Origin of the sequence: Psychrobacter sp. VH5 (genome assembly GCF_050572635.1) — a bacterium.
In the GTDB taxonomy this organism is placed as follows: domain Bacteria; phylum Pseudomonadota; class Gammaproteobacteria; order Pseudomonadales; family Moraxellaceae; genus Psychrobacter; species Psychrobacter celer.
The window spans coordinates 2,541,573-2,565,044 of the sequence record NZ_CP192145.1; the positions used below are offsets into that span (position 1 = coordinate 2,541,573).

The following is a 23,472-nucleotide window of genomic DNA, read 5'->3' on the forward strand; positions in this document are numbered from 1 at the left end:
TTCAGTATAAAAACGATACAGTGAGACTGGGATAAATTTTACGCAGCATCGAGCAGCGCAGGCACAGCACGCAAGGAAAATTTATCCCATTTCCACGTTGACATATAAGGTAGGCTGCAAACGCATGACCCACCTTTTTTCTGCTTTGAAAGAATGCGCTTATTCGCAGCCCTCAGCGCATGCGATTTGCTCATGTAATTCTATTTTTAGCTTCTTTGCACATTCAATAATCTTTTTTCGATTGGCAGGTATAGCGCCATATTCAATCGCCGTTTTGCGCATTTGTACTGTCACATCATAGTGCGGATAGCTGGCGTCTCGGTGAAACAACCGCGTATCTATCTCAATCAAGGCGGCAAACTCATGGAGCTCTTGCAGGCTATCTGCCAGCATGTGGCACCATTTATAGCCTTTAAATTCTATCTGCATAAAATCGACATATATCGCCATAGAGTCGCCTCCTTTATTATCAATAGCTATTTTATCATGTGCTAAACAACGCTTTCACAAAACAGCCATTAGAACAATTCACGTGCATCTTTCTTAAGCTGCTTTAGGATAGTTTGGTACTCGCTATCATTGGTTTCAAGGTTGCTTAGACGTCCATAACGCAGCTGCCGATAGTCCCGCCTCATTTGCAAGATTTTTGCTTGTACAATCTCTGAATGGCCGCTATCTGTTAGCTTACTCACTTTACTGCTCTTATTACTACTTTTAGCATTGGTATCGGCAGTGGTATAGACAGTGGTATCAGCGTCGATATCAGTACTTGAATCATTTTCTCGATCATCAACCGCTATTGCCAAGCGCTCAAGCCAAGCCAGCTGCCCTTCACTCTCTTGACGAGCCAACTCTTTATCACTTTTACCAATACGTTTTGATAACTGTGCAAGTGGTAGGTCTGCTGGATGCCAACGCTTACGGCGACGTTGCCAAATGATTAAGATGACTATAGACATCACCATGATAGCACTGACCGCTAGCCATATAATCTGCTGCATGATTGAGCGGATATTAAACCATTTGAGTAGCGAGTCGGCTTGCTTGTCCTGATCGTAACCAACGACATCTTTTTGCCAATAGTAACTGGCTTGATCGGAGAGGCGGCGTAAGGTTTGTAGCATTTGATACTGCTGATAGCTGACTTGGGCGGCAGCACCGTCGCCAAACATCGCCGCGCCTTGCGACTGAGTCAGGGCCTCCATACCCTGCTCGATACGCTCAGGCGCGACAAAGGCGGTCGGATCGACACGTAGCCAGCCTTGACCGTCAAGCCAAACCTCCGTCCAAGCGTGCGCATCCTTTTGCCGTACTTCCCAGACATTGCCACCGCGGCTGGGCTCGCCGCCTTGATAGCCCGCCACGACGCGTGCTGGAATGCCAGCGGCGCGCATCATAAAGGTGAAGCTGGAAGCATAATGCTCACAAAACCCCGCTTTGGTCTCAAATAAAAACTCATCAATACGGTTATTATTCAGTCGTGGCGGAGACAGTGTATAACGAAAGTCCGTTTGGTTAATCCAGCGCTCCAGCGCCTGCATATAGCGCACAGGGTCTGAACCTGACTGAGCGAATAACTGCTGCGCCAAAGTTCGCGCTTGCAGGTTGCCGTCAGCTGGCAGTGTAAGATTGAGACGGCGTGATTCATCAGAGAGAACAGGGTCGATACGCATCGGTGCAAACTGCAATACGTCGTAGCGCAGCTGCTGAGTCACCGGCTGATCTTTTAATAAAGTAAAGTCTGAGGTGATTTTGACGTCTTGGCGCTGCGTAAACGGATAATCAAGCCCAAACAGCCAGCTTTGCTGCGTTGGCTCTAGGATAATCTCATAGTTAGTCGGCGCAACTTTCGCTTCATCAGGGATAGTTGCAAAGGCATTCTCAATCCAAGCAGGCGTTTGCGGTGCAGGCCGCCACTCTTGTTGCTGAGGGCTAGGACGCCACGTGACCCCATCAAACTCACTAAAGACCAAGCCGCGCCAATAGAGCTGCTGCTGTGGGGGACGATTGTCTGCAAACTCTACCCGAAATGCAAGTTCGGTCGATTGTCCTAAATTGGCAAAATCACCGGGTGACATACTATCAGAGACACCCGTGGTCGCTTGCTGACCTGAGAGCTGCACTGACCATAGCGGTGGCAGGCGCGGGAAAAACAAAAACAGCACGACCAATAACGGCAATGCGCCGATGCCAAGCACGCCCAACGTACGCAGACGCCCATCACCGCGCGTATTACCGTCGTCATTTAGCGTAATAAAGGCCAGCAGCACCGTCACCGCCCCCACGATTACCTCAAACGTCGTGACCAAGCCTTGATCCATCAAAAACAGCGCGGCGAGGACAAATAGCGATAAATTTAATACCACATAGGCATCACGGCGCTTATAGAGCTCCCACAGCTTGCTAATCAAGCATAGCACCAAAAACGCCACACCCATATCGAGGCCGAAAGCGGTGTGATAAGTCAGCCATAGCCCTGCCAGCCCTAACAAAAACCCGAGCATCTGCATGCCCTGATAGACGCGTTTTAGATGTGCTATTTTTCTAAATCGCGCTTTCACACGCGGCAGCTGAGCAATAATACTAACCACCGCAAACCCCATTAGCCATAATGGCAGATGGGCTGCATGCGGTAAGATAATGACCACTTGGGCGATCAACACCCAATAATAGGCAGGCAAAGCAAAAAATTTGGCATATCCGCTTGGCTTTTCCCCGTGTACTATCTGTGCACTGCGATGATGACCCAAGGCCAGCTGCTCAAAGCTGGCAGTTTTTATAGCGTCTGCTTTATCAAAGCGACTCGATGACGCTATCGTTTTTTTTGATAAAGGCTGTGTAGAATGATTCATGGCGCTTTTGCCAACCTTAGCAAGCACGCTTGTACAAAGCTGTCACCTGCCCCCATCGCCGCGCCGGCAGATTCATCTTGCGGTAGCTGCATCGTAAAGGGTACGCCCAGCTCACCCAAGGTCTGTACGCCATAAGCCAACTGTGCCAGTTTTTGTTCATGATGCGCGGCTGGCATATCGGCATAATCCAACGTTTGCTCATGACCGACCGGATCGGCGAAATGCTTGGTAAACATACCTTGACCTCGTGCCACATGCCCCCACGACACACGGGCCAGCGACTCACCTTCGATATAGTTGTCGAGCCGCTCAAAATCATCTTGACCTTGCTGATATTGCCCACCTGTTGGCAGATCTTTTTCATTGGCTAGCGCATACTGTGCTTGCCAATCAAAAGCCTCAGGTTTGGGATACACCCAAGCGCGACGGGCAAAATACACATAAGACCATGCGCGCATAATGCCGAGCGGGTAGACGGTTTTGATGGTGAGTCTGGGGAGCACCAGCTGGCCGCGGCTGTGCGTTTGTACTGGCAGGCGAATCGTTTGTTCGCCTTGTAGCCGTGTCACCAGTAGGGAGGTTTGAGGCTCAGCGCCAGCGTTTGCTCGGGCGTCGGTTTTTTTATCGGTCTTTTTAGTCTTTTTTCGTGGCCCTTTGCTCTTTACCTGTTCAAAGCCAAATAATAGCTGCCGTCTTGGTTGGCGGCTCTCACTAATCAGCTTTAAGGTCACCCAAACAGGCGCACCTGCCTCTGCCATAGTGACATCTATCAATTGCACCTTGAGACCTGAAATATGGGCAAAGGTCACATGAAAGCTGATAAGCCAAACGCTAACCAAATAAAAGCACAAACCCAGCACCAAGTTGTTGCCATAATTGATGCCAGCGATAAAAGTAATGATTAACAAAACAGCAAACAGCAGGCCTTCACGACTAAAAAAAATATAGACATTACGCAGCGTGAGGGTGGCGCTATCGCTTTTGGGCGCACGCGCGGCAAACCAGCGGCGTAGTGCAGAGTCCGCTGGTACAGTAAAGGCATTTGGCAACAGACTCATAACGACCCTATCCTCAAAATTAATCGTCTTATCGCTAATAAACGAGCAGCTTTAGAAGTGAGTCTATTATGAGTAAACAGACGGTCAAACAATAACAGCCACCTCAGCCAAAATACGTTGGGCGATGGTCTGCACCGCTTGTCCACCAGTCACATGCGCGGGTACAAAACGCTGACCGAGGCGATGATCGGTGACGGCAGCAAACACCGCTTGGATGTCCTCTGGTGCCACCTCCTGATGCCCCGATACATACGCATAAGCCTGCGCCGCTCGCTGTAGCGACAGCACACCACGTGGTGAAAGACCATGGTACTCCGAGCTAGCACGTGTCTTTGCAACCAGCCGCTGTAGATAGTCCAAGACCACATCAGCCACATACACGTGCTTGACACCCTGCTGCGCCAATAATACCGCCTCGGTATCAAGTACCGCGGGCAGCTCTTTTAGTAGCTCGCGGCGATCTTGACCTTGCAAAAGCTCACGCTCAGCGGCAGGCGATGGATAGCCAAGCGAGATACACAATAAAAACCTGTCGAGCTGCGACTCAGGCAATGGATAGACGCCTGCTTGCTGCAATGGGTTTTGGGTGGCAATGACAAAAAACGGCTGCGGCAGCGCATAGGTTTGGCCATCTTGCGTCACTTGCCGCTCCTCCATGGCCTCTAGCAGCGCGCTTTGGGTTTTGGGGCTAGAGCGGTTGATCTCATCTGCAAGTAACAACTGCGTAAAGATCGGCCCGGGCCGAAACTCAAAGCGCTGGTTTTTTTGCTCAAAGATACTCATACCCAAAATATCAGCAGGCAGCATGTCATTGGTAAACTGCACACGATTAAAGCTCAGGCCAAGCAGCTGGGCTAGCCCTTGTGCCAATGTGGTCTTGCCCATACCAGGCAAGTCCTGTAGCAATAAATGACCACCCGCCAGTATACCACTGAGCGCCAGCTTAATCGCCTGCGGCTTATCTAAAACGATGTGGTTTAGTTGCCCAAGCAGCTGAGCTATTTTTTGCTGATTGTGCTGATAGTCAGCGGCACTCAAGGCCGCCGTATCTGCCAGCTGCGTGGTTGGCTGAGAGGTGGTGCTAGAAGCGGGGTCGATCGCTGCATGGCTCATAGTCAGTTTTTGGCTCATTTTGGAAGAATAAACATAATAAGTCTGCGATCAATTGCCATCATCGGTCGCAGGCGGCGGCGCCGCCCTTAGGGTTGACAGATAAGCAATCACATCTGCTCGCTCTTTTGCATCCGGCATCGGGTCTGAGAGCATTTTTGAGTCTGGCATACTCTTTTGCGCATCGGCAATATAAGGGTCTAGTGTCTGTGCATCCCATACCCAGCCTGACGCCTTTAGTCCTTCACTATAAGTATAATCCTCGAGGGCGGCGGCAGGCGCGCCGTAGATATTCATCAGCTGCGGGCCTTTTTTGTTTAGCCCTGCATTTAGCTGGTGGCACTGACCGCAGGCATCTTGATAAATGATCGCACCGTTGTCGGCATCGCCCTCAGTATATATCGGCAATGTCACGGGATCACGGTGATCAGCAGGCACTTGCTCTCCGCACGCACTGAGCAATAAAACAGCGGCAACAAGGCCGCACAAACGATACTGACGAATCATAAACATGTTTGACAATCTTCAGTTAAAAGCCATAACAGATAAAAACAGGATGAGGCATGGCGTTATGAGACTTTTATGGTCTCGCTAGGCGCTTCTAGATAGTATCCTTGCAAATAGCGTGCGCCCACACTCCACGCCACCGACATCGTTGCGGCATCCTCGATATATGGCATGAGCACGTCAGCATGGACCTCAGAGGTACGCACAATCAAAGACTTAACCGTGTTGAGATTATCTGCAGAATTGATGTCTTGGATATAGCTTCGCGCCAAACGCACCATATCTGGATGTACAAAGCTGGCGATTTCGATAGACTTAGCAGATGAGCCAAAGTTATTGATACCTAACTGACAGCTGACTTGTGTCAACGCCGAAAACTGGGTTTTGGCAACGGTCAGATAGTCTAAGATGTCTTTTTCATTAAACTGCAGTGTCAAGACTCCAGCGGCACCGCCGACCGCCTTGATCAACTGACTGGCCACATTTGGCAGTTTTTTGTCGACGAGTGACGCCCCGGTGAGCTGCACCAACAGTCTGGCCTCGGGATGGGTTTTACGGACTTCGTTTATTTTTTTGCAGGCATTGATTAGTACCCAGCGGTCGATTTTTTCTAATAAATTATGCGTCTTGGCGACAGCCATGAACTGATCAGGGGTGAGTACGGTATTGTCAGCATCTGCCAGCGGTAAGCGCAGATACACCTCAAAAAAGTCGCTACGGTCTTTGTTGATGTCATATATGGGCTGAAATGACAGCTCAAAACGATTGTTGGTAATGGCATCGACCAAAGATTCAGCCAGTGCATGATCATCACTATTGGCATGCTCACTTGGGTCATACAAATGGTACGTCCCGCCATGATTGGAAGTCTCTATCATGATTTGATTGATGGCATCGATAGCACGCTCGAGCAGTACATTGGGCTCTGCAGCGTTTTTCTCTATCTTCACGATACCAATACTGACGGTGGTACTGGTGGTACGCTTATCAACTTCGATAAACATCTCACTGATGCGTGTGACAATGTGCTGTGCCAAATCTTTTAGCTCGCTGGCGCTTTTGTCTTCGACAAGCACCGTAAACACCGTATCACTAAAGCGGCTCACATGCCCGTCTTCTATCAGCTCATCTAACATATAGGCGACTTGCTTGACCGTCGCATCGACCCCTTGTAGGCCCAAACTGCTTTTTATTTTACCCACATTATCGAGCTGAATATACAAAAGCCCTGCTGTCAGTAGCCCTTGTCGTGCCTGCTCGTACACCAGCGCCATTTGTTTTTCAAAACCATGACGGTTATCGATACCAGTCAGTTTATCTTTACGCTCAGCCTCCGCTAAGCGCTTGGCCACCTCAGCGCTGTTATTGGTGTTTTGCTGAATGATAACTTGGGTGACAGGCTCACCGTCTAGGGTGGCTGAGGCAAGCTGTAGTTTGGCCTCAAAGGTGCTACCATCGGTACGTTTGCTTTCAAACTCAAACTCCACCTCTTGTCGATTGCCTTTGTCAAACTGCCGCAAAAACTGTTTAAAGCCTTTGACACTATCCCCGCCTGAAATCAAATCAACGATTGGCACGCCGATGGCATCGTTCATGGTTTTAAAGCCAAAAAGCTGCAGATAGGGGTCGTTGGCAAATATATGGATGCCTTGATCGATATAGGCGACCGCGCTTTTGGAGTTTTTAATCAAGACGTTCGCGCGTTGCTCTGCCTCAGAGATGACATGGCGTAGCGTCTTTAGCTCACGGCGGCTGCGCAAGTTGTCATGTTGCAAGCAAATAGCCATCACCACTGCCATCTCTTGCTCGGCTTTGAGCGCCTTGACCATTGTACCGCTGACGATAGCTGGCAAGCCGTCGTCATTTTGTGCGGTGGCTGCCGCCTCATCATGAAACAGACAAATCATCGGCAAATCAATACTTTGCTCTTGCACGATGCCCACCACTTCGGTGAAGTTCATGTCATAAGCACTGCCAAACACCAATACATCCCATGGCTGACGCAACAGCCTTAGCAGCTCTTCTTTATCGTCCAAAAACCCCAAATTCACACTGTCATAATAAGCGCTCAATAACTGCACAAGCCGCTCAGCATAGAGCTGATCATCATTGATGACTAACAGGTTTAGGATAGACTGAGTGCGCATAAATGGCCTTTTAATCTTATGATCATACGATCGTATTTTATCAGTGATGTTTGATACCTGAGCTTGCTTATTCAGTGCTTGGTCAGCAGATTGGGTATCGCATCAATAGAGTAACAATTTGTGCCATTATAGACAATAACTGCACCCCCTGCAGGCGAGTTTCATTAGCGGGGGTTCGCGCAGTATGTTTTGGCACTTATCCATGATTCAAATACAAAAACACAGACTTTCTCGTGTCTACTACAGGCCTGATAAAGCTTGCCTCAAATCAACCAATAGTGCTGGTAGTCAAACTATAAGCGTAGCACTTCATATTGGCTAAACTCATCAGTCATTAATAAGCGTCGCCCCAAACGTAACGGCGTCTGCTGCTGATTGATACGCATGATGACCCGATCATCGACTTGAAAATGGGCGGTTGGGACGATGAGGCTTGCCTCGGTTTGGAGCTGCTCGTCTTTCCCCATGATAAAAGCTGGCACAAAGTGCCGGTCACGCGTGTCATCACCATCGACACGTAGGCCGCAAGCCGCTGGATTGTGTCCGAGTACCTGCCACTCAATCTCTGGTGTAGCGCCATCGGCATTGACCCAGCGAGTCAGCCCTATCGAGCAATCAAGGGTGGTCGCAGTCTCAGCACGACATAACAAAAAAAGCCTCATGATCTGTAATGGCACCGGCGCGGCCACGCGCTCATCACGGGTTTTATGACTGGTGTCATGTTGGATATCTGCATCTGTAGGTAGAGGACTCAAATCGAGCTGCCTAGTCCGCGTCGGTGGTTGACGATCTACTGGCATGCTCGCAGGCTCAGTGCGCAGTCGCAAGATGCGAAACAACGATAAGGTATCATCGCCATCAAATGTCTCAGCGTTCAACCGCGTATGAGTGTTGGTGGGCAACTGATGGGTATCATAATGAGGCCGGTATGCCTCTGGCAACTCGTTTGCTACAATCAATCTGGTGAAGCTGCAGCCCTGACTGACTCGGTAATGCATGTCGTTAAATCCGCCAATCACCACAGCGTCTTGCTTTGAGCTATACTTGGTTGGCAACGTCAGCTGAGGTTGCAGATAGCGATACGTGAGCGTCATGATTACTTTATTGAGCAGCGCGCACGCCACCGCTTCTCGGCCTTCTTTTATCAATGCCTGCCTGCGTGCCTGCAGATAGGCAATCATCGGTGTCAGCTCTATAAATAAGCACTCATACCGATCCTCATAAGGATTGATGCATGAATGAGCCGTCAAGTAAGTGGGCGGCTGATTGTCTTTTAAATTGACAAACACTCGGGTTTCGCTCTCAGGCTCTATGGTGGCGAGCAGGTGCTCGGCCCACTCAGGCAACAAGCGCTGCACCAACAAGATATTAGGACGACGCATGGCACGTACGTTCAATAAGCTGTGCAAACATAGCTGACAGTACAGACGGTGAATACTGTCTGCGCGCTGAGTGAGCGTCGTATGGGCGCTCAGACTCATCAACGTTAGGCGCTGCTGATGAGCAAGGTAATACAGCTGATTGATCTTAGACCATAAGTACGATGACGGCTTTTGGTAGCAGAGCGCCGCCTCGCCTAAGAGCTTTTGATACATCAATAGTGACTGATAGATAGCAAGGGCGAGCACAGCTGATGCACGCTTTTCATGGTTGAAATAATGCTGCCAACCGTTTTTTATAGCAGATTTATCGGGATGGATGGAGCTTGTCATCTCACGCTGTATGACACCATCATAGATCATGATAACCAAATAATATAACGACCGAACTTGAGCCACGTACGCCATCTGCGCCTCACTAAAGGCAGCAGTCTCATAAATATAGTGTTGGCGCAGCGCCACAATCAATTGCTCGGCGGCCTCGATGACACAAACGGTGAGCTTAAGGCGCTGCTCCTCCTCCATATCCGCTGCCTGCAAGCCCTTCAAAATCTCTTCTAGCCGCTCAGCTTGCGCCTCATGTGTCTGTGACGGCAGACCGGTCAATAGTGTCTGCAAATAGCGCGCTTCATTATCAACAGAACGCCTTGCTGTCGTTGACTGCAGTTTTGTAGCAGACAAATACTCTTGAAACGTCGATAGGGTGATCATCCAGATTCCTAATAACTTTTAATCCAATAACTTTTCATGATATCGAATAGTTTGGCCGCGAAGCCGTTTTGTCAGACAGGCAAGAAAAGCTGATGCCAGTTGCAGGTTAATAACAGCGTATCGATTTTACTTCGCATGGCTATACTTTAATACCATCCTTACCCGCACGCTTGATCAATCCTTTACCAAGCGTCACTATTGATATTGCTTATTTGGTAGTCAGCAGCTCGCCCACTCTTTATTAGTCATTCTTTGTTTACTAATTTTTAATATAGCATATTTTGCATATCAAGCATCATGGTAAATGTTAACCGGCACTTTAAAAGGTTTATTCGGTAATTCTCTGACCAGTTTGGGTACCAGATAGCCTGGCAAAGCCGCCAGCAGCGACCAGTATAGCCTCACAGCGCTGTGCTCATCACTATCAAAATGAGCCGCGCCTGCCACTTTATCCAAAACGTGTAAATAATACGGCAGCACGCCTGCAGCAAACAGGCGCTGACTGAGCTTCGTCTGTATCGCCACGCTATCATTGATGCCTTTTAACAACACCGCTTGGTTGAGTAACGTAATGCCAGCGGCTCTTGCACGCTGTAGATGCTCCGCCGTCAGCGTGTCAATCTCATTGGCATGATTGCAGTGGATGACCATCACAATCTGACAGCGGCTTTTGGCCAACCTATCTAATAGCGGCGCATCCAAACGCGCAGGAATCACAAGCGGTAAGCGCGTATGCAGACGAATGGTGGTCAGCTGCGGGATGGCCTCAAGCGTCTCCAGCCATGCAAACAGTCGCCTGTTGGTCACATTTAGGGGATCACCGCCACTTAAGATAACCTCATTGATTTCAGGGTGCGCTGTGATATAGTCAATGATATGTGCTTTGGCATCGGCGGTGGGCATATTGGCACTATAATCAAAGTGCTGACGAAAACAGTAGCGGCAATGAATGGCACAAGCCCCCGTGATGGTCAGCAGCACTCTTGATTGGTATTTGTGCAGCAGGCCTTTGATAGGGTTTTGGTCGTTTTCTGCTAGTGGGTCCGCCACGTAGCCTGTGACTTTTATTTGCTCTTGCTGGTCGGGCAAAACTTGTTTGAGCAGCGGATCCTCGGAGTCGCCGACTTTCATTTTTGCAACAAAAGCACGCGGCACACGTAGCGCAAAGTGTTTCGGCACATAGATCTCTGTGCGTAGCGTCTCAAGCTTTAGGATGCTAAGCAATTCATCCACGGATGTAATGGCTTCGGATAATTGCGTTTGCCAGTTTTTTTGTGTGATTAAATGGTTTATCATGACAGCCTATTACCTGTGCCCAAAAGCCGCTATTATACGCCCTTAGTGTCTACCCCATCAAAGTATCCCGCCTAGCCTATTTTGCTAAGTGCGACAGACACAAGTGATGGTATGAAGTTTGGCGCAATAAGCCCTGCAACCACCAGCACATAGCATAGTGATACCCCCTACTTACAAACCCTTAGGAGTCTCTTGTGGCAAGTTTTTCTACCAATGAATTTAAAGCAGGTCTAAAAGTCATGCTGGATGGCAATCCTTGTGCCATTCTTGAAAACGAATTTGTCAAACCGGGTAAAGGTCAAGCCTTTAACCGCGTCAAACTGCGTAACCTTCGTAGTGGCAAAGTACTTGAGCAAACGTTTAAATCAGGCGACAGCTTAGAAGCCGCTGACGTACTAGACACTGAAATGAACTATCTATACAACGACGGTGAGTTTTGGCACTTTATGCATCCAGAAACCTTTGAGCAGCTGCAAGCCGACAAAGCGGCCGTTGGTGATGCACCAAAATGGCTAAAGGACAACAGTAATGAGCTTTGTGTCATTACTTTATTTAATGGCGTACCCTTATCCGTCACGCCACCAAACTTTGTTGAGTTGCAAATCACAGAGACCGATCCTGGCGTACGCGGCGATACCTCAGGCGGCGGCGGCAAACCTGCCACGCTAGAGACTGGCGCGGTTGTACGTGTACCATTATTTGTCCAGCAGGGCGAAGTGGTCCGTGTGGATACCCGTACTGGTGACTACCAGACCCGTGTCAACTAGTCGACGCTTACTATTTACTGATTGTTACTGAGTACAAAAAAAGCTTAACCTTTATGATAAGGGTTAAGCTTTTTTATTGCCCCGCTATTCTTGATTGGATGACTGCTGAATCAGCCAATACTGCACCAGCGCATTGAGCTGCTCTTGTTTAAAGGGTTTGGTGCAATAATCCTGCATCCCAACCTTGAGATATTTTTCACGCTCGCCGTCCATCGCGTTGGCCGTCAAAGCGATAATCGGCGGCAAAGACTGCGGATCATAGAGCTCGTGTAGCTTGATGGTGGCCTGTACCCCGTCCAAAATCGGCATATGATGATCCATCAAAATCAAATCATAGCGATCAGGCGATACGGCAAATATCTCAAGCGCTTGCTGTCCATCCGTGACGTGGGTGACGACATGCCCACTGTTGGTCAAGGTTTTTTTGGCAATAATGGCGTTTACCGCATCGTCTTCGACCAGCAAGATATGACCTGCCCGCTCATGACTTGGCTCATCTGTAATGAGCTCATTGGCGTTCTGCCAAGTTTCATATTTGGCAGCATCGATGGTTGGCAGCGGTAGTAGGACACTAAACGTCGTGCCAACGCCCACTTCGCTGTCGACATTGATTTCACCGCCCATCAAGTCTACCAACGACTTACAGACAGATAGCCCAAGCCCTGTACCGCCATAAAGCCGGTGCGTCGACTTATCCGCTTGATTATAGGCATCAAATATCGCCTCTAACGACTCAGGCTTGATGCCCACTCCTGTGTCTGTCACCTCGATACATACGGTCATATAGTGATAGTCAGCAGACACCGCCGTATCATCGCCAGGGTGGTCACTCGATAGATTGGCTGGTACGCGGATCGCCTCACCTGAGTGATGATGATTGTCATCAGCGTGGTCGGTATCGTCGACACAGTGGCAGTTGGGCACGTGCTTGACCGCGATACTCACCTGCCCCCCTTCACGGGTAAACTTGATGGCATTATTGACCAGATTGGCGAGGATTTGTTTGAGCCGTATCGGATCGCCTTGTACATAAGGCGATAGCGATTCAGTATAGTGATAATCTAATATCAGCCCGCGCTGACGTGCCTTTATCGCAAAGAGGCTCACCACCTCGTTGCATAACGTGGAGAGGTTGAGCGGAATGGAGTCAAGGGTCATTTTGCCAGATTCAACTTTTGATAAGTCCAAAATCCCATTGATAATCGCCATCAAATGCTCATTGGACACCTTGATATTGTCCACGTATTCTTGTTGCTCGTCACTAAGCTCCGTCTCGCTTAGCATCTCCACCATACCGATGATGCCATTCATCGGTGTCCGTATCTCGTGGCTCATATTGGCCAAAAAATCCGACTTCATCTCATTGGCATGCTTGGCATCGCGCTGCTTGTCCTGTAGCTGTAACGCATCCGCTGCGATCAGGGCAAATTGCGCCAGTACTTTCGCTTGCGACTCATCAAAGTCGTCGTGCGGCTTGGTATCCATCAGGCACAAAGAGCCCAAGCGAAAGCTTTTATAATCCTCGTGTAAGATAATGGGCGCCCCTGCATAAAATCGTAAATGCGGTGACTCGGTAATCAAAGGGTTTTGGCTAAAGCGGCTGTCTTTTGATAAGTCCGCCACCACAAAAACGTCATTGGAGAGCACCGTATAATTACAGATTGCCACTTCACGTGAGGTTCGGCATATCTCACCTAAGCCATGGGCAGACTTGAGATATTGCGTCTCCTCGTCCATAAAGGTGATGGTGACAATCGGCATGCCAAAAAAAGACTTGGCAAGCTCTACCAAACGCTTAAATGCAGGCTCATCATTGTCATTGAGCACTTGATACTTTCTTAGCTTGTTGATGCGCGCCGCTTCATCGACTGCGACCGGATAGCTGAGCGTTGGCAAGTTGGTTGTAGACAAGATGGACTCCATTTAATAATCTCAGACGGTTGGCATTACGCTGTCTGCTTTATCAATAATTGTAACGCTTCGCTCACCATGACCATGGCCACCACTGAGGTGACGACGACGGCTGAGCCATAACCACCACAATGCAAGCCTCCTGTTTGACAGCTCTTATCTACTCGTGGCGGCTCTGTAGAGTAAACACATTTGATACCAAACTTATCTTTTAGCTCGCGGTTGATGCCTTTTTCGTGCCGGAGCTTGTTGCGTAGCTTGGCCAGTAACGGGTCTTGATAGCTCTCACGCAAGTCACTCACTCGAATTTGGCTTGGGTCTATCTTACCACCAGCGCCCCCAGCACAGACCAGTTTTAATTTGTTAAAACGGCAGTGCAACGCGATGGCCAGTTTGGCATTCATATCGTCCACACAGTCAAGCACCACCATCGGTTTGCCCTGCTGGGCGGCTGTTTTGGCCACATCGCGACTGGGCAATAACGCTGCGACATTCTCTACTGTCAAAAAATCATCGACCAATTTTACGGTGATTTTTGGGTTGATCTCCTGCAGGCGTGTGGCCATCGCTGCAATTTTACTTTGACCAAAGGTGCTGTCTAGTGCCGGTAATTGACGGTTGACATTGGAGGCGACCAACACGTCCAAATCTATCAAGGTAATGGTGCCGACCGCGGTTCGAGCCAGCGCCTCTGCCGCCCAAGAGCCGACACCGCCCACCCCGATGACATAGACGTGAGCGGCGGCAAAGGTCTCTGCCGCTGCTGCGCCATAAAGCGTCTTGGTACCCTGAAAACGGCGCTCATACTGGTTATCTTCGGCTTGCATCGCCAAAGGCGCGTTGCTCATCACTTCATTTATTTGCTCAAAACTTTTTGTATCACTTATCACAGATTCAACGCTCTTTTAAATTGAAATAACTTGTCTACATGATGCTTGATGTTCTACCCCCATTATACGGGATAAGGCCAACGCGTTTGTAAAGCATCATTGCTGTTTTGCCATAATTGTTTGGCAAGCTCGTCGATGGGTATTTCGAGCAGCTCACTGAGACTCGACAGCACCCATGGCAAGTTGGCCGGCACGTTCCTATTGTGAGCACATCCCGCAGTAGACGGCGCGCTCCACTCATCATCTGGAGACTGGCCTAATGCCGATGCGCTGTCGCCTGCCGTCTGACACATGATGGGCGTCATATCAGGGCAATCCGTCTCTAACACCAAGCAGCTGATGCCGTGCGCGTTTACCGCCGCACTAATCGCGCGGCGCAGTTTTTTGGCATTGGGATTGGTGACTTGCCCCGTCACTCCCAGCTTAAAACCAAGTTTGACAAAAGCCTTGGCTTCTTGCTCGCCGCCGCTAAAACTATGGGCGATACCACCGAGCTGCTGCGCGTCGTAGTCGTGTGCTTTTAAAATAGCCAGTGCCTCTGCATGTGCCTTACGGATATGCAGCATCACAGGCAACTGATGCGCCACTGCCATGTCCAGCTGTGCGCAAAAAAACTGCTGCTGCTTGGCAAACACGGCAGGGACTTTCATAGCATCTGTAAACGTATCTAGTCCAATCTCACCGATGGCGATAGGACGCTTTTGCCCCAACATTTGAGCCATATCCGCCAAGTGCTGGTCAGTATGCTGCTCAATATAAAAAGGATGCAAACCTAACGCAATATGCGTGACAGGCATCGGCGGGCGGTCACGATTGTCCCCATCTTTGTCTTGAAGTGCATCAGTCGCCGTGAGTGCGTGCTTGGTCTCATACATACGCTCGAAATGACGCGCCAAATACCCCACCAGTACCAAATGACGCACCCCTCGCTCATAGGCTTGTTGCGCAAGGGCTGTGCGGTCATGATCAAATACAGGCGCATCAAAGTGTGTGTGCGTATCGATGAGCGGGTAGATAGTAGATATCCTCTCATGGTTATAGTTAGGGGTTGATAAGTCGCTAGCAGTCATAATCGTCACTCCATGACACGGCACGCATTAGGTCTCTAGCAGCTGTCTTTACCTTGGGCTTTGTTTGCATCGCCGCTTGATTAGGCCGTGTCACGAGTGGTCTGTGCAGCTCTCATGGCAGCTCGTAGCAGACTGCCGGCTACTACGCCGAGGGATCAGTAACAAAGCCGCCGCGGTTAGCCCCAAGGCCAGCCACTTTTTTGTTGGCTGTTTATGGTCTTTATGCCTGTTGTCTTTATGCTTGGTCATTTTGATGCTTTGACATGATAGCTACTCTTGATACTTGCTTAGTTTTTTTGGCAATTGGTACCAACAATTACTTATTACCCATTATTATACGGCGATATCAAGTGTGCTATGTGTATCTGTGTTATGAATGCGCAAGCTAATGTACGATGTCATGTGCGTGATTACATCATGATCCGGCCTCGTAAGCGCGTTCGCTTTATGCCGGATTGATGATAGTGAATTAAAAATTGGTGAATTAAAAATTGGTGAATTAAAAACCAGCTACCATCAGCCATCAGCGCTTTAACGGATAGGTGGTGATACCACTGCTTGGGCTGTCTACTTTTGTAAAGCCTTGCGGCGCAGCAGTTGGGGTTTGATCGCGCTTGGGTACGAGAGGGTTGAGCGGCATCAGCTCATAGTCGGCGCTGACATCGCCATTCCAGCCTTCTGTACCGCTCAGGGGCAACTGTTTGATTGTGCCGTTTTTATCAATGACCAGCTGTAGCACGCGCATCTGATTGTATTTACGCTCAGTGACACTCGCGACCGCACCGCCATCACGTAAGATGGTGGGCTGCAGAAATATGATTAGGTTGCTTTTTTGGGTGCTGTCGTTGTCTGAGCGAAACAACCGACCAATCACTGGAACGTTGCCCAGCCCTGGGACTTTTTGCTGGCGGGACGTCGTATTATCACGCATCAGGCCACCTAAGGCGATGGTCTGCTGATCGTCTGCCAAAATCGTGGTATTAATCAGGCTTTTATTGGTAATCAGTCCGCTCGCGTTGCCAGTACTGCCAGGCACCACCGATGAAACCTCTTGTGAGACCTCAAGGCGTACCGTGCCATTGTCACCGATATGCGGAATGACATTGAGATTGATACCGATGTCCTGACGATCAATGGTCTGAAAAGGATTGGTCGAGGAGTTACCACTGGTCGTATAAGAACCTGTGACAAAGGGTACGTTTTGCCCGACCAAGATACTGGCTTTTTCGTTGTCCAACGTCAAGATAGAAGGCATCGACAGCAGATTGGCACTGGTCGTCGAGTCAAGCGCTTGTAAGATTGCGCCATAAAACTGAGTGTTGCCTTGGCTGTCTTTGCTGCTATCACCGATACCGACCAACGCGCCTGCTATCGAGCCGGCGGCGGCGCTGATACTCGATCCACCTGCTAAAGCGGCGGCGGCAAGCGAGGTAGCGCTAGCGCCTACGTTATTGAAGTTGACCACGCCGTAGCCGCTATTGGCATTGCCCAGCGCCCACTGTACGCCAAGCTGGGTGGCATCATCGCCTGAGACTTCGACGATCGCTGCCTGAATCAACACTTGCGCGCGGCGACTGTCTAGCTGGTTGACGGCATCTTCGATCTCAAACATCAGCTCAGGGGCGGCGTTGACGATGACAGCGTTTTGGGTTTCATCAGCGATAATACTAAAGGGTCGCCCATTTGCACTGGCGCTGCCAGCACCAGCGCCTGCAGAAGACAACGCCGATGCAGCCGTACTATTCGTACTGGTATCGTTGGCAGCACTGCTCAGCCCTGCCCCAGCACTACTGGTGTCGTTTAGGGAGGCAGATTCCAAAGTAGAGGTCGCCCCTGCACTATTGATCGACTGATTGGCCAGTAGTCCGCGTAGCATCTCTGCAATATGACTGGCACTGGCATACTTTAGACGAAAGACCCGTAAGCCGCTAAGACGCCTGCTAGGCGTGGTATCTAGTTGATTTACCATCTCCTGTACTTTGGCGATCATCTCAGGGCTACCCTTGACCAATAGCCTATCGCTGGCACTATCAGCAATCACCTTCAGCTGACTACTACCGCCTTGTGCTTGCCCGCTGCCTGCACTAGAGACCAATGCGCTGATCAGCTCCATCATGCGCTCAGAATCGACATGGCGTAGCGGTATCACGCGCAAGCTATCGTTGACATTGCTGTCCAAATCACGGATGAGCGCCGTCAGCTGATTGAGGCTATCGGCGCGATCAGACAACACCAGCGCATTGACACCAGGTACCGCAGCAGCATGGGCAGACTGCGGCATCAGGGGCCGAATGACGCCCAATACTTCTGCCGCCTGAGTATTGGTCAGATAAATCACGCGTGTGGCCAAGGACTCACCGACACTATCTCCGCGCAAATCGACGGCGACGCCAGATTGCTTGGCGACATTATCAGGCACCAGCTTGACCGTCGTACCAGAATCAATCGCGGCAATGCCATTGACCTGCATCACACTCAAAAACAGCTGGTAAATCTCATCACGTGATAAGGCTTTGTTTGAGATCACCGTTACATTGCCATTGATACGCGGGTCGAGGACGAAATTTTGATTGGTGATGGTCGCCACTTCATTGATAAACGCCTTGATATCAGCGTCTTGTAAGTTGACCTTCCAGCTCTCAGCACTCGCAAGCCCTGTACTGGCAGCCCATAGCGGTATCGCCAGACATAAAGGACGACACATACGCATCAGACGCTGCATAATACGCTGCAAAGGTGTGACTGAAAATTTGTGAGAACTGACCATATTGATAATTACCTGCAGTGATGTTGCTAAATATGTACTGGCTTTAGGTCAAAACCTACCTAGCCAGTATTTAAAACCACTATGTGAGCGTGAAGACTCAAACACAACGATACAACTGAGCGAATGCTTAATCCATCTGGTGATGGGCTTACTATAAATGCGATAAATACAAAGTGGCAACCTTGCTGCAACCTGTTAAATGGCATCAAAACTGCTGACGAATGGTGATCACTTGCTCGCCGCGCTGCACTTGTATCTGCGCCTCGCCAGTTTGCTGGACTTGCTGCAATATGCCAGCGTCTTGGGCAGGATTGTTGCCCACACTTTGCCCATTGACCGTGATGACTTTGTCCCCTGGCTCAAGACCCAAGCGATTACGCAGTTGCGTTGGCATCGCCGCCGTCACTTGATAACTCTCTCCTGACGCCATCACCCCCATTCTACTTAGATAGCTGGCGGGGTTTTCTTGCAGCTCGGTGACCGCCTCGGCGATGGCTGATTGCGGACTACTGTCACGAGCGTCGTTGCCTGTCATGGCCGCCTCATTATCTATATCAGCTGGCGGCGCGGTGGGCAACATCGTATGATCTGGCAAACGCTGGTTGCTCACCGCACCTGCTATGTTATCGCTTTGATCCAGCGGCATCGCCTCAACCATTCTAATCACAGTTTGCTTGTCAAAGGCATCAGCGATGACGACAGCATTCCAATCGACGGCCACCAATGCATAGTCGCTACCTGTCAGCGTATCACCGATACGATAGTTTTTTACCTCACCATTGACATCGAGTAATGCCGACGACTGGCTCTCTGGCATAGCGAGTAGCACCCCTTTTAACTCGACGTTTGGTGGCGGCTGCACAGGCGCTGCACTCGGCTCGGGGTCAGAGAAGATCGCAAACAAACCTGCGTTGTCATTGCCTGAAGCCGTGCTGCTTTGTAATGGCGCTAAGGGCAAGGCTGGTGCGAGCGGTGCCGCCAGCAAGAGCCAAAATAGCCGCGCCGCTGTCCAGCATAGCCATACCATGGCCAAAAACAGCAACCAACCCGAAAAGCGATTTAGGATATTGAGTACAGGTTTGAGGTTTGCGCTCATATTCAGCATTTACTGCGCCCCCAAACCAGCCAATAAAGGCTGACGCACACTGACGACTGGCGTATCTTGCGGCGCTTGTCCTTTATAGTCAGGCATGTTTTCTAGCAGACGTTGGGTCAAACTGACATCTAGCATATTATCGCCATCGATATATAAGTCACCCAAGCGCTTATCTTGTTGGTTTAGTAGATTGATATGCAAAAGGTTTTTGTTGTTTTTTTGCTCAGCGCTCAGCTCAGCACGCAGCGCAGGCATGGTGATATAAAATACCTTACCGCCACTTGGATAGCCAACCTCACCGCCCACCCACGTAAGCTGACCATCTGCTTGGCTAAAGCCTGCCGCCTTGGCGCTGGTCGCTGATTCATCGGCGGCGGTACCGCTAGCTGTCTGGCGTTTGAGCGAGACATTATTGACCTGAATTGGTGTATTGGGCAGTTGCCAATCGATGATACTGGCAAGGGTGGACGGGGCAATTTTGCCACTCATATTATCTACCTGCCACGAGTGCCAGCCTATTTTTACTTGCCCATGCAGGCGGGTTTGCTCTGATTGGATCTCAACCTTGGCACCGAGCTTACCGAGCAGCAACTGCCAAGGCTGCCATGACCAGTCGGCTGTCCCCGTAAGCGAGCTTGCTGCCACAGGCATCTGCCAAATAGCAGACCCTTGCCAGAGATTGCCCGATACGTGCTGCACATAAGGCGTATCTGGCGCATACTTGTTGAGCACCCATGCGGCAGGCATCTGCAGTACCGCAAATAGCGCAAAAAGCACCAGCCCAATGAGCCACCACAGCTTACGGGGACGCTTATGAGACGACGCAGATACTTGGGGCACAGTGTGATAACTCTTATATAAGACAAAAACGTCATTATCATAACAAACAATGGCATACAGATGACAGAAAAAAAGCCAGTATCTTTTTACCAAAAGACTGGCAAAAAAGATACTGGCTTTTATCTGATGCTTGGCTCAGCAACCAGACGCTGGCTGTGCTAATTAAACAGCAAAGTCTTCAAGTTTGCGACCTGCGGCCAACGCCTCTACCAACCAGGTAGGCTTGCGGCCACGACCCGTCCACGTCTCTTCGCTGTTGTCAGTATTGCGGTATTTAATACTGCGTTTTTTCTCCAGCGTCTCACCGGCTTTTAAAATCTCTTCGATGGTGGTATTGCTGTCTTCTGCAATTTTTTCGAACTGCATATAAGCGTCATATAAACGTTGATGCTGTTTTTTAGCGATAAGTTGCTGAGCGTTTTCGGTAATGGCACGTAGCTCATCAACGCCTAAACTATCCAAATCAATAGCACTGTTTTTAGTCATAATAAATCCAACTCTATAATAAAATAACAATCTTAATGATCTAATGAACCATTAAGGACGTAACTGCCTCAGTATCTGAGTTATCACTTAATCATATGATAACAGCGTTAAGATTATAAACCCATTAAATATCATCTGGTTTAAAATAGCTCAATATCGCCATACTCAAACCAAAAAAAGGTTTTGGGTTATAAAATATATTCGCAAAAGTAATATAAACAAAAATATCGCTTATCACAACAGTAGTTTTTTATACATTTTTATATAGATTCAGCAGACAGTAAACTTAAGTAAATTTTTAATCCGCTATTACTCCCCATTATTTCTTGATTTTATAAAAAATCATATTTAATAACAAACAAATTTTGTTTTTATTAAAAAAACTCAATAATAAAAACGGATATAAAAAAAGAGCCTATTCACATAGGCTCTTTCCAATTTAATCAACACTATTAGATTACGTATTCCTCAGAACGGAATATCATCATCGACTGGACCATCAGGCATCGCTGTTGGCTTAGGCTGAGAGGCATTTTGCGCTGGCTGATTGAATGGGTTTTGCTGAGGATTGCTTTGGTTGTTATAAGCATTTTGATTGTTATAACCCCCTTGGTTACTGCCCTGCGCCATACCTTGAGCTGCTACGCCGCCTGCTTGGTTGTAGCCACCTTGCTGACCAAAGCTGTTTTGGCCGCCTTGATTACCATAGCCCCCGCCTTGGCTTTGACCACCACCGCTTGCGCCATCGAGCATCTGCATTTGATCAGCGCGAATCTCGGTGATATAGCGATCTTGACCATTTTGATCTTGGTATTTGCGCGTGCGCAAACTGCCCTCGATATAGACCTTACTGCCTTTACGAAGATACTGCGCTGCAATCTCGCCTAGACGATTAAAGAGTGAGATACGGTGCCATTCGGTCGCTTCTCTTTTTTCGCCGCTTTGCTTATCTGTCCACTGCTCTGATGTCGCAACCGAGATATTGGTCACGCTACCACCGTTATTAAACTGACGTGCCTCAGGGTCTGCTCCAAGGTTACCGATGATGATAACTTTATTAACTCCGCGCATGATACCGTCCTTTTATTTATGAATAATTTAGTGAATCGTATCTATGATGATTCAATGAAGCCAATGTGCCCCATCATCGTTAATGCTATCGACAATACGATTTTACAGTGATTTGATTTTACTTTAACCAATTTTTATTTAAATATCTAGTGGGCTTTGTGCCAGATGCGACAGTGCTTGTCGCGAGTCGTCGGTGAGCTGGGTTTTGTCCAGCTTAAGATAGGCCACCTGCTCTTTTGCCATGACCACCAGCTCATCTACGCCATCTACCGCCAGCATTTGCCGCGACCAGTCTTGGATATTGATGTTTTTAGGAATGGTAATGGTGGTACTTGATAGATACGGGGGCTGGGCGATCGGAAATATCAGTAATAGCGCCGCGCCCATAATCAGCGCCAGTACGCCCCATGCTAGCAAATTTGGCTGCGTCAATAGTAATCCGCCCAGCGCCCCACCGACAAAGGCACCAAAAAACTGACTGGATGAATTGAGTCCCATCGCTGTGGCTTTATTGGCGACTGGTGCACGCTTGGATATCCAAGACGGTATCGTCGCCTCAAGCAAGTTAAAGCCCATAAAGTATAAGAGCAACCCCAAAACAATCCCAACGCCCACATGGCTACCCAGCGCCAGTAATGCCAGTGCCGCAGTCATCAAGCCGATCGCACCCAAAAACACCTGACGCATTTTGCGCTTTTTTTCTGCGACAATAATAAAAGGTATCGCCACCGCAAAGCCAATAAACAACAATGGCAAATACACCAAGCCCTGCTGACGAACCGATAAGCCCAGCACCTCAGAGAGCTGATGCGGCAAGAGGACAAATATCGCCGTCATGGTCAAATGTAAGGCAAAGATACCAATATGCAAACGGTTTAAATCGCCGATTTTTAGCACACTGGCCAACTGCTGACCGATAGATTTGTTGTCCAAGTTATGTTTGAGCACTCGTAGCGGCGTCGGCACCACAAACAGTAACATCATTGCCAATACCGCAAAGCCCGATGTCAGCCAAAACAAGCCTGACATACCAAGCGAGCCGACCAACAAAGGGCCAAAGGCAAAGGCCAACATAATAGAGGTGGCAATGGTCAAGCCCATCGTCGCCATCGCCTTGGTACGCATCTCCTCGCGGGTGACATCAGCGAGTAGCGCCATCAATACCGCCGACACCGCACCACTTCCTGCCAGCGCGCGACCGATGATGACCTCATAAATATCGGTGGCGTTGGCTGCAATCATACCGCCCAAAGCAAACAATATCAGACCCAAAAAGATAATCGGCTTACGCGGAAATTTGTCAGCAGCAAGGCTCATCGGTATCTGAAAAATCGCCTGACCCAGCCCATAAACCCCGACCGCCAAACCAATCAAAAACGGCGTGGCATGCGCATAATTGTCGCCATACACCGAAAACACAGGCACAATCATAAACAGGCCAATCATACGCAGGGCAAAGATGCCGCCGACCCCGAGGATTGCCCGTTTTTCTACGCTATTCATACTTGCCTCAC

The 23,472-nt window shown here is 49.2% G+C and carries 18 protein-coding genes; 1 reads left to right on the top strand and 17 read right to left on the bottom strand.

Annotated features, from left to right (window positions below; genetic code table 11):
• Positions 1-159: 159 nt before the first annotated feature.
• The 8 genes from ACNFVB_RS10620 to epmB all read right to left on the bottom strand — a co-directional run bounded on the left by ACNFVB_RS10620 (position 160) and on the right by epmB (position 11,060).
• Complete coding sequence (locus ACNFVB_RS10620; RefSeq protein WP_430737471.1) at positions 160-450, bottom strand: DUF4031 domain-containing protein; 291 nt, start codon at positions 448-450, stop codon at positions 160-162.
• A 68-nt stretch (positions 451-518) separates the two neighbouring features.
• The gene (locus ACNFVB_RS10625) at positions 519-2,852 is read right to left on the bottom strand and encodes a transglutaminaseTgpA domain-containing protein (RefSeq protein ID WP_430737472.1); all 2,334 of its coding nucleotides are present in this window, start codon (positions 2,850-2,852) and stop codon (positions 519-521) included.
• Positions 2,849-3,910, bottom strand: coding sequence for a hypothetical protein (locus ACNFVB_RS10630; protein WP_430737473.1), 1,062 nt, complete (start codon positions 3,908-3,910; stop codon positions 2,849-2,851). The genes ACNFVB_RS10625 and ACNFVB_RS10630 overlap by 4 nt, the downstream gene beginning before the upstream one ends.
• 84 nt (positions 3,911-3,994) lie before the next feature.
• Positions 3,995-5,023 (bottom strand): AAA family ATPase, encoded by a 1,029-nt coding sequence (locus ACNFVB_RS10635; protein ID WP_430737474.1) that lies wholly within the window; start codon positions 5,021-5,023, stop codon positions 3,995-3,997.
• 48 nt (positions 5,024-5,071) lie between these two features.
• The gene (locus ACNFVB_RS10640) at positions 5,072-5,533 is read right to left on the bottom strand and encodes a c-type cytochrome (protein ID WP_430737475.1); all 462 of its coding nucleotides are present in this window, start codon (positions 5,531-5,533) and stop codon (positions 5,072-5,074) included.
• A gap of 56 nt (positions 5,534-5,589) precedes the next feature.
• Positions 5,590-7,674, bottom strand: coding sequence for an EAL domain-containing protein (locus tag ACNFVB_RS10645; RefSeq protein ID WP_430737476.1), 2,085 nt, complete (start codon positions 7,672-7,674; stop codon positions 5,590-5,592).
• Between the two features lie 293 nt (positions 7,675-7,967).
• Entirely contained in the window at positions 7,968-9,764 is a 1,797-nt protein-coding gene (locus ACNFVB_RS10650) for a hypothetical protein (RefSeq protein ID WP_430737477.1), read from the bottom strand.
• 288 nt (positions 9,765-10,052) lie between these two features.
• Entirely contained in the window at positions 10,053-11,060 is a 1,008-nt protein-coding gene (epmB, locus tag ACNFVB_RS10655; RefSeq protein ID WP_430737478.1) for an EF-P beta-lysylation protein EpmB, read from the bottom strand.
• Between the two features lie 194 nt (positions 11,061-11,254).
• Between epmB and efp the strand changes: the two genes are divergently transcribed.
• Positions 11,255-11,827 (top strand): elongation factor P, encoded by a 573-nt coding sequence (gene efp, locus ACNFVB_RS10660; protein WP_192996005.1) that lies wholly within the window; start codon positions 11,255-11,257, stop codon positions 11,825-11,827.
• An 84-nt stretch (positions 11,828-11,911) separates the two neighbouring features.
• On the opposite strand, the gene ACNFVB_RS10665 is transcribed toward efp, so the two are convergent.
• The 9 genes from ACNFVB_RS10665 to ACNFVB_RS10705 all read right to left on the bottom strand — a co-directional run bounded on the left by ACNFVB_RS10665 (position 11,912) and on the right by ACNFVB_RS10705 (position 23,461).
• Positions 11,912-13,738, bottom strand: a complete 1,827-nt coding sequence (locus ACNFVB_RS10665) for an ATP-binding protein (RefSeq protein WP_430737479.1) — start codon at positions 13,736-13,738, stop codon at positions 11,912-11,914.
• A 35-nt stretch (positions 13,739-13,773) separates the two neighbouring features.
• The gene (locus ACNFVB_RS10670; RefSeq protein ID WP_430738524.1) at positions 13,774-14,565 is read right to left on the bottom strand and encodes a tRNA threonylcarbamoyladenosine dehydratase; all 792 of its coding nucleotides are present in this window, start codon (positions 14,563-14,565) and stop codon (positions 13,774-13,776) included.
• A 125-nt stretch (positions 14,566-14,690) separates the two neighbouring features.
• Positions 14,691-15,698: a TatD family hydrolase gene (locus ACNFVB_RS10675; RefSeq protein WP_430737480.1), complete on the bottom strand. Its 1,008-nt coding sequence runs from the start codon at positions 15,696-15,698 to the stop codon at positions 14,691-14,693.
• A gap of 523 nt (positions 15,699-16,221) precedes the next feature.
• Positions 16,222-18,465, bottom strand: a complete 2,244-nt coding sequence (gene gspD, locus ACNFVB_RS10680) for a type II secretion system secretin GspD (RefSeq protein ID WP_430737481.1) — start codon at positions 18,463-18,465, stop codon at positions 16,222-16,224.
• A gap of 205 nt (positions 18,466-18,670) precedes the next feature.
• A complete protein-coding gene (locus ACNFVB_RS10685) occupies positions 18,671-19,570 on the bottom strand; it encodes a type II secretion system protein N (RefSeq protein ID WP_430737482.1) in 900 nt (299 codons plus the stop codon).
• Entirely contained in the window at positions 19,571-20,401 is an 831-nt protein-coding gene (gene gspN, locus ACNFVB_RS10690; RefSeq protein WP_192996012.1) for a type II secretion system protein N, read from the bottom strand.
• 162 nt (positions 20,402-20,563) lie between these two features.
• Positions 20,564-20,887, bottom strand: coding sequence for an H-NS family nucleoid-associated regulatory protein (locus tag ACNFVB_RS10695; protein WP_105244013.1), 324 nt, complete (start codon positions 20,885-20,887; stop codon positions 20,564-20,566).
• 468 nt (positions 20,888-21,355) lie between these two features.
• On the bottom strand, positions 21,356-21,958 hold the full coding sequence (gene ssb, locus ACNFVB_RS10700; protein ID WP_430737483.1) for a single-stranded DNA-binding protein: 603 nt from the start codon (positions 21,956-21,958) through the stop codon (positions 21,356-21,358).
• Between the two features lie 138 nt (positions 21,959-22,096).
• A complete protein-coding gene (locus ACNFVB_RS10705; RefSeq protein ID WP_430737484.1) occupies positions 22,097-23,461 on the bottom strand; it encodes an MFS transporter in 1,365 nt (454 codons plus the stop codon).
• Between the last annotated feature and the right edge of the window lie 11 nt (positions 23,462-23,472).

What these genes read in the sequence shown, in the direction of transcription:
- ACNFVB_RS10620 (WP_430737471.1), bottom strand. Translation starts at nt 450, where the DNA reads ATGGCGATATATGTCGATTTTATGCAGATAGAATTTAAAGGCTATAAA.
- ACNFVB_RS10625 (WP_430737472.1), bottom strand. Translation starts at nt 2,852, where the DNA reads ATGAATCATTCTACACAGCCTTTATCAAAAAAAACGATAGCGTCATCG.
- ACNFVB_RS10630 (WP_430737473.1), bottom strand. Translation starts at nt 3,910, where the DNA reads ATGAGTCTGTTGCCAAATGCCTTTACTGTACCAGCGGACTCTGCACTA.
- ACNFVB_RS10635 (WP_430737474.1), bottom strand. Translation starts at nt 5,023, where the DNA reads ATGAGCCATGCAGCGATCGACCCCGCTTCTAGCACCACCTCTCAGCCA.
- ACNFVB_RS10640 (WP_430737475.1), bottom strand. Translation starts at nt 5,533, where the DNA reads ATGTTTATGATTCGTCAGTATCGTTTGTGCGGCCTTGTTGCCGCTGTT.
- ACNFVB_RS10645 (WP_430737476.1), bottom strand. Translation starts at nt 7,674, where the DNA reads ATGCGCACTCAGTCTATCCTAAACCTGTTAGTCATCAATGATGATCAG.
- ACNFVB_RS10650 (WP_430737477.1), bottom strand. Translation starts at nt 9,764, where the DNA reads ATGATCACCCTATCGACGTTTCAAGAGTATTTGTCTGCTACAAAACTG.
- epmB (WP_430737478.1), bottom strand. Translation starts at nt 11,060, where the DNA reads ATGATAAACCATTTAATCACACAAAAAAACTGGCAAACGCAATTATCC.
- ACNFVB_RS10670 (WP_430738524.1), bottom strand. Translation starts at nt 14,565, where the DNA reads ATGCAAGCCGAAGATAACCAGTATGAGCGCCGTTTTCAGGGTACCAAG.
- ACNFVB_RS10675 (WP_430737480.1), bottom strand. Translation starts at nt 15,698, where the DNA reads ATGACTGCTAGCGACTTATCAACCCCTAACTATAACCATGAGAGGATA.
- gspD (WP_430737481.1), bottom strand. Translation starts at nt 18,465, where the DNA reads ATGGTCAGTTCTCACAAATTTTCAGTCACACCTTTGCAGCGTATTATG.
- ACNFVB_RS10685 (WP_430737482.1), bottom strand. Translation starts at nt 19,570, where the DNA reads ATGCTGAATATGAGCGCAAACCTCAAACCTGTACTCAATATCCTAAAT.
- ACNFVB_RS10695 (WP_105244013.1), bottom strand. Translation starts at nt 20,887, where the DNA reads ATGACTAAAAACAGTGCTATTGATTTGGATAGTTTAGGCGTTGATGAG.
- ssb (WP_430737483.1), bottom strand. Translation starts at nt 21,958, where the DNA reads ATGCGCGGAGTTAATAAAGTTATCATCATCGGTAACCTTGGAGCAGAC.
- ACNFVB_RS10705 (WP_430737484.1), bottom strand. Translation starts at nt 23,461, where the DNA reads ATGAATAGCGTAGAAAAACGGGCAATCCTCGGGGTCGGCGGCATCTTT.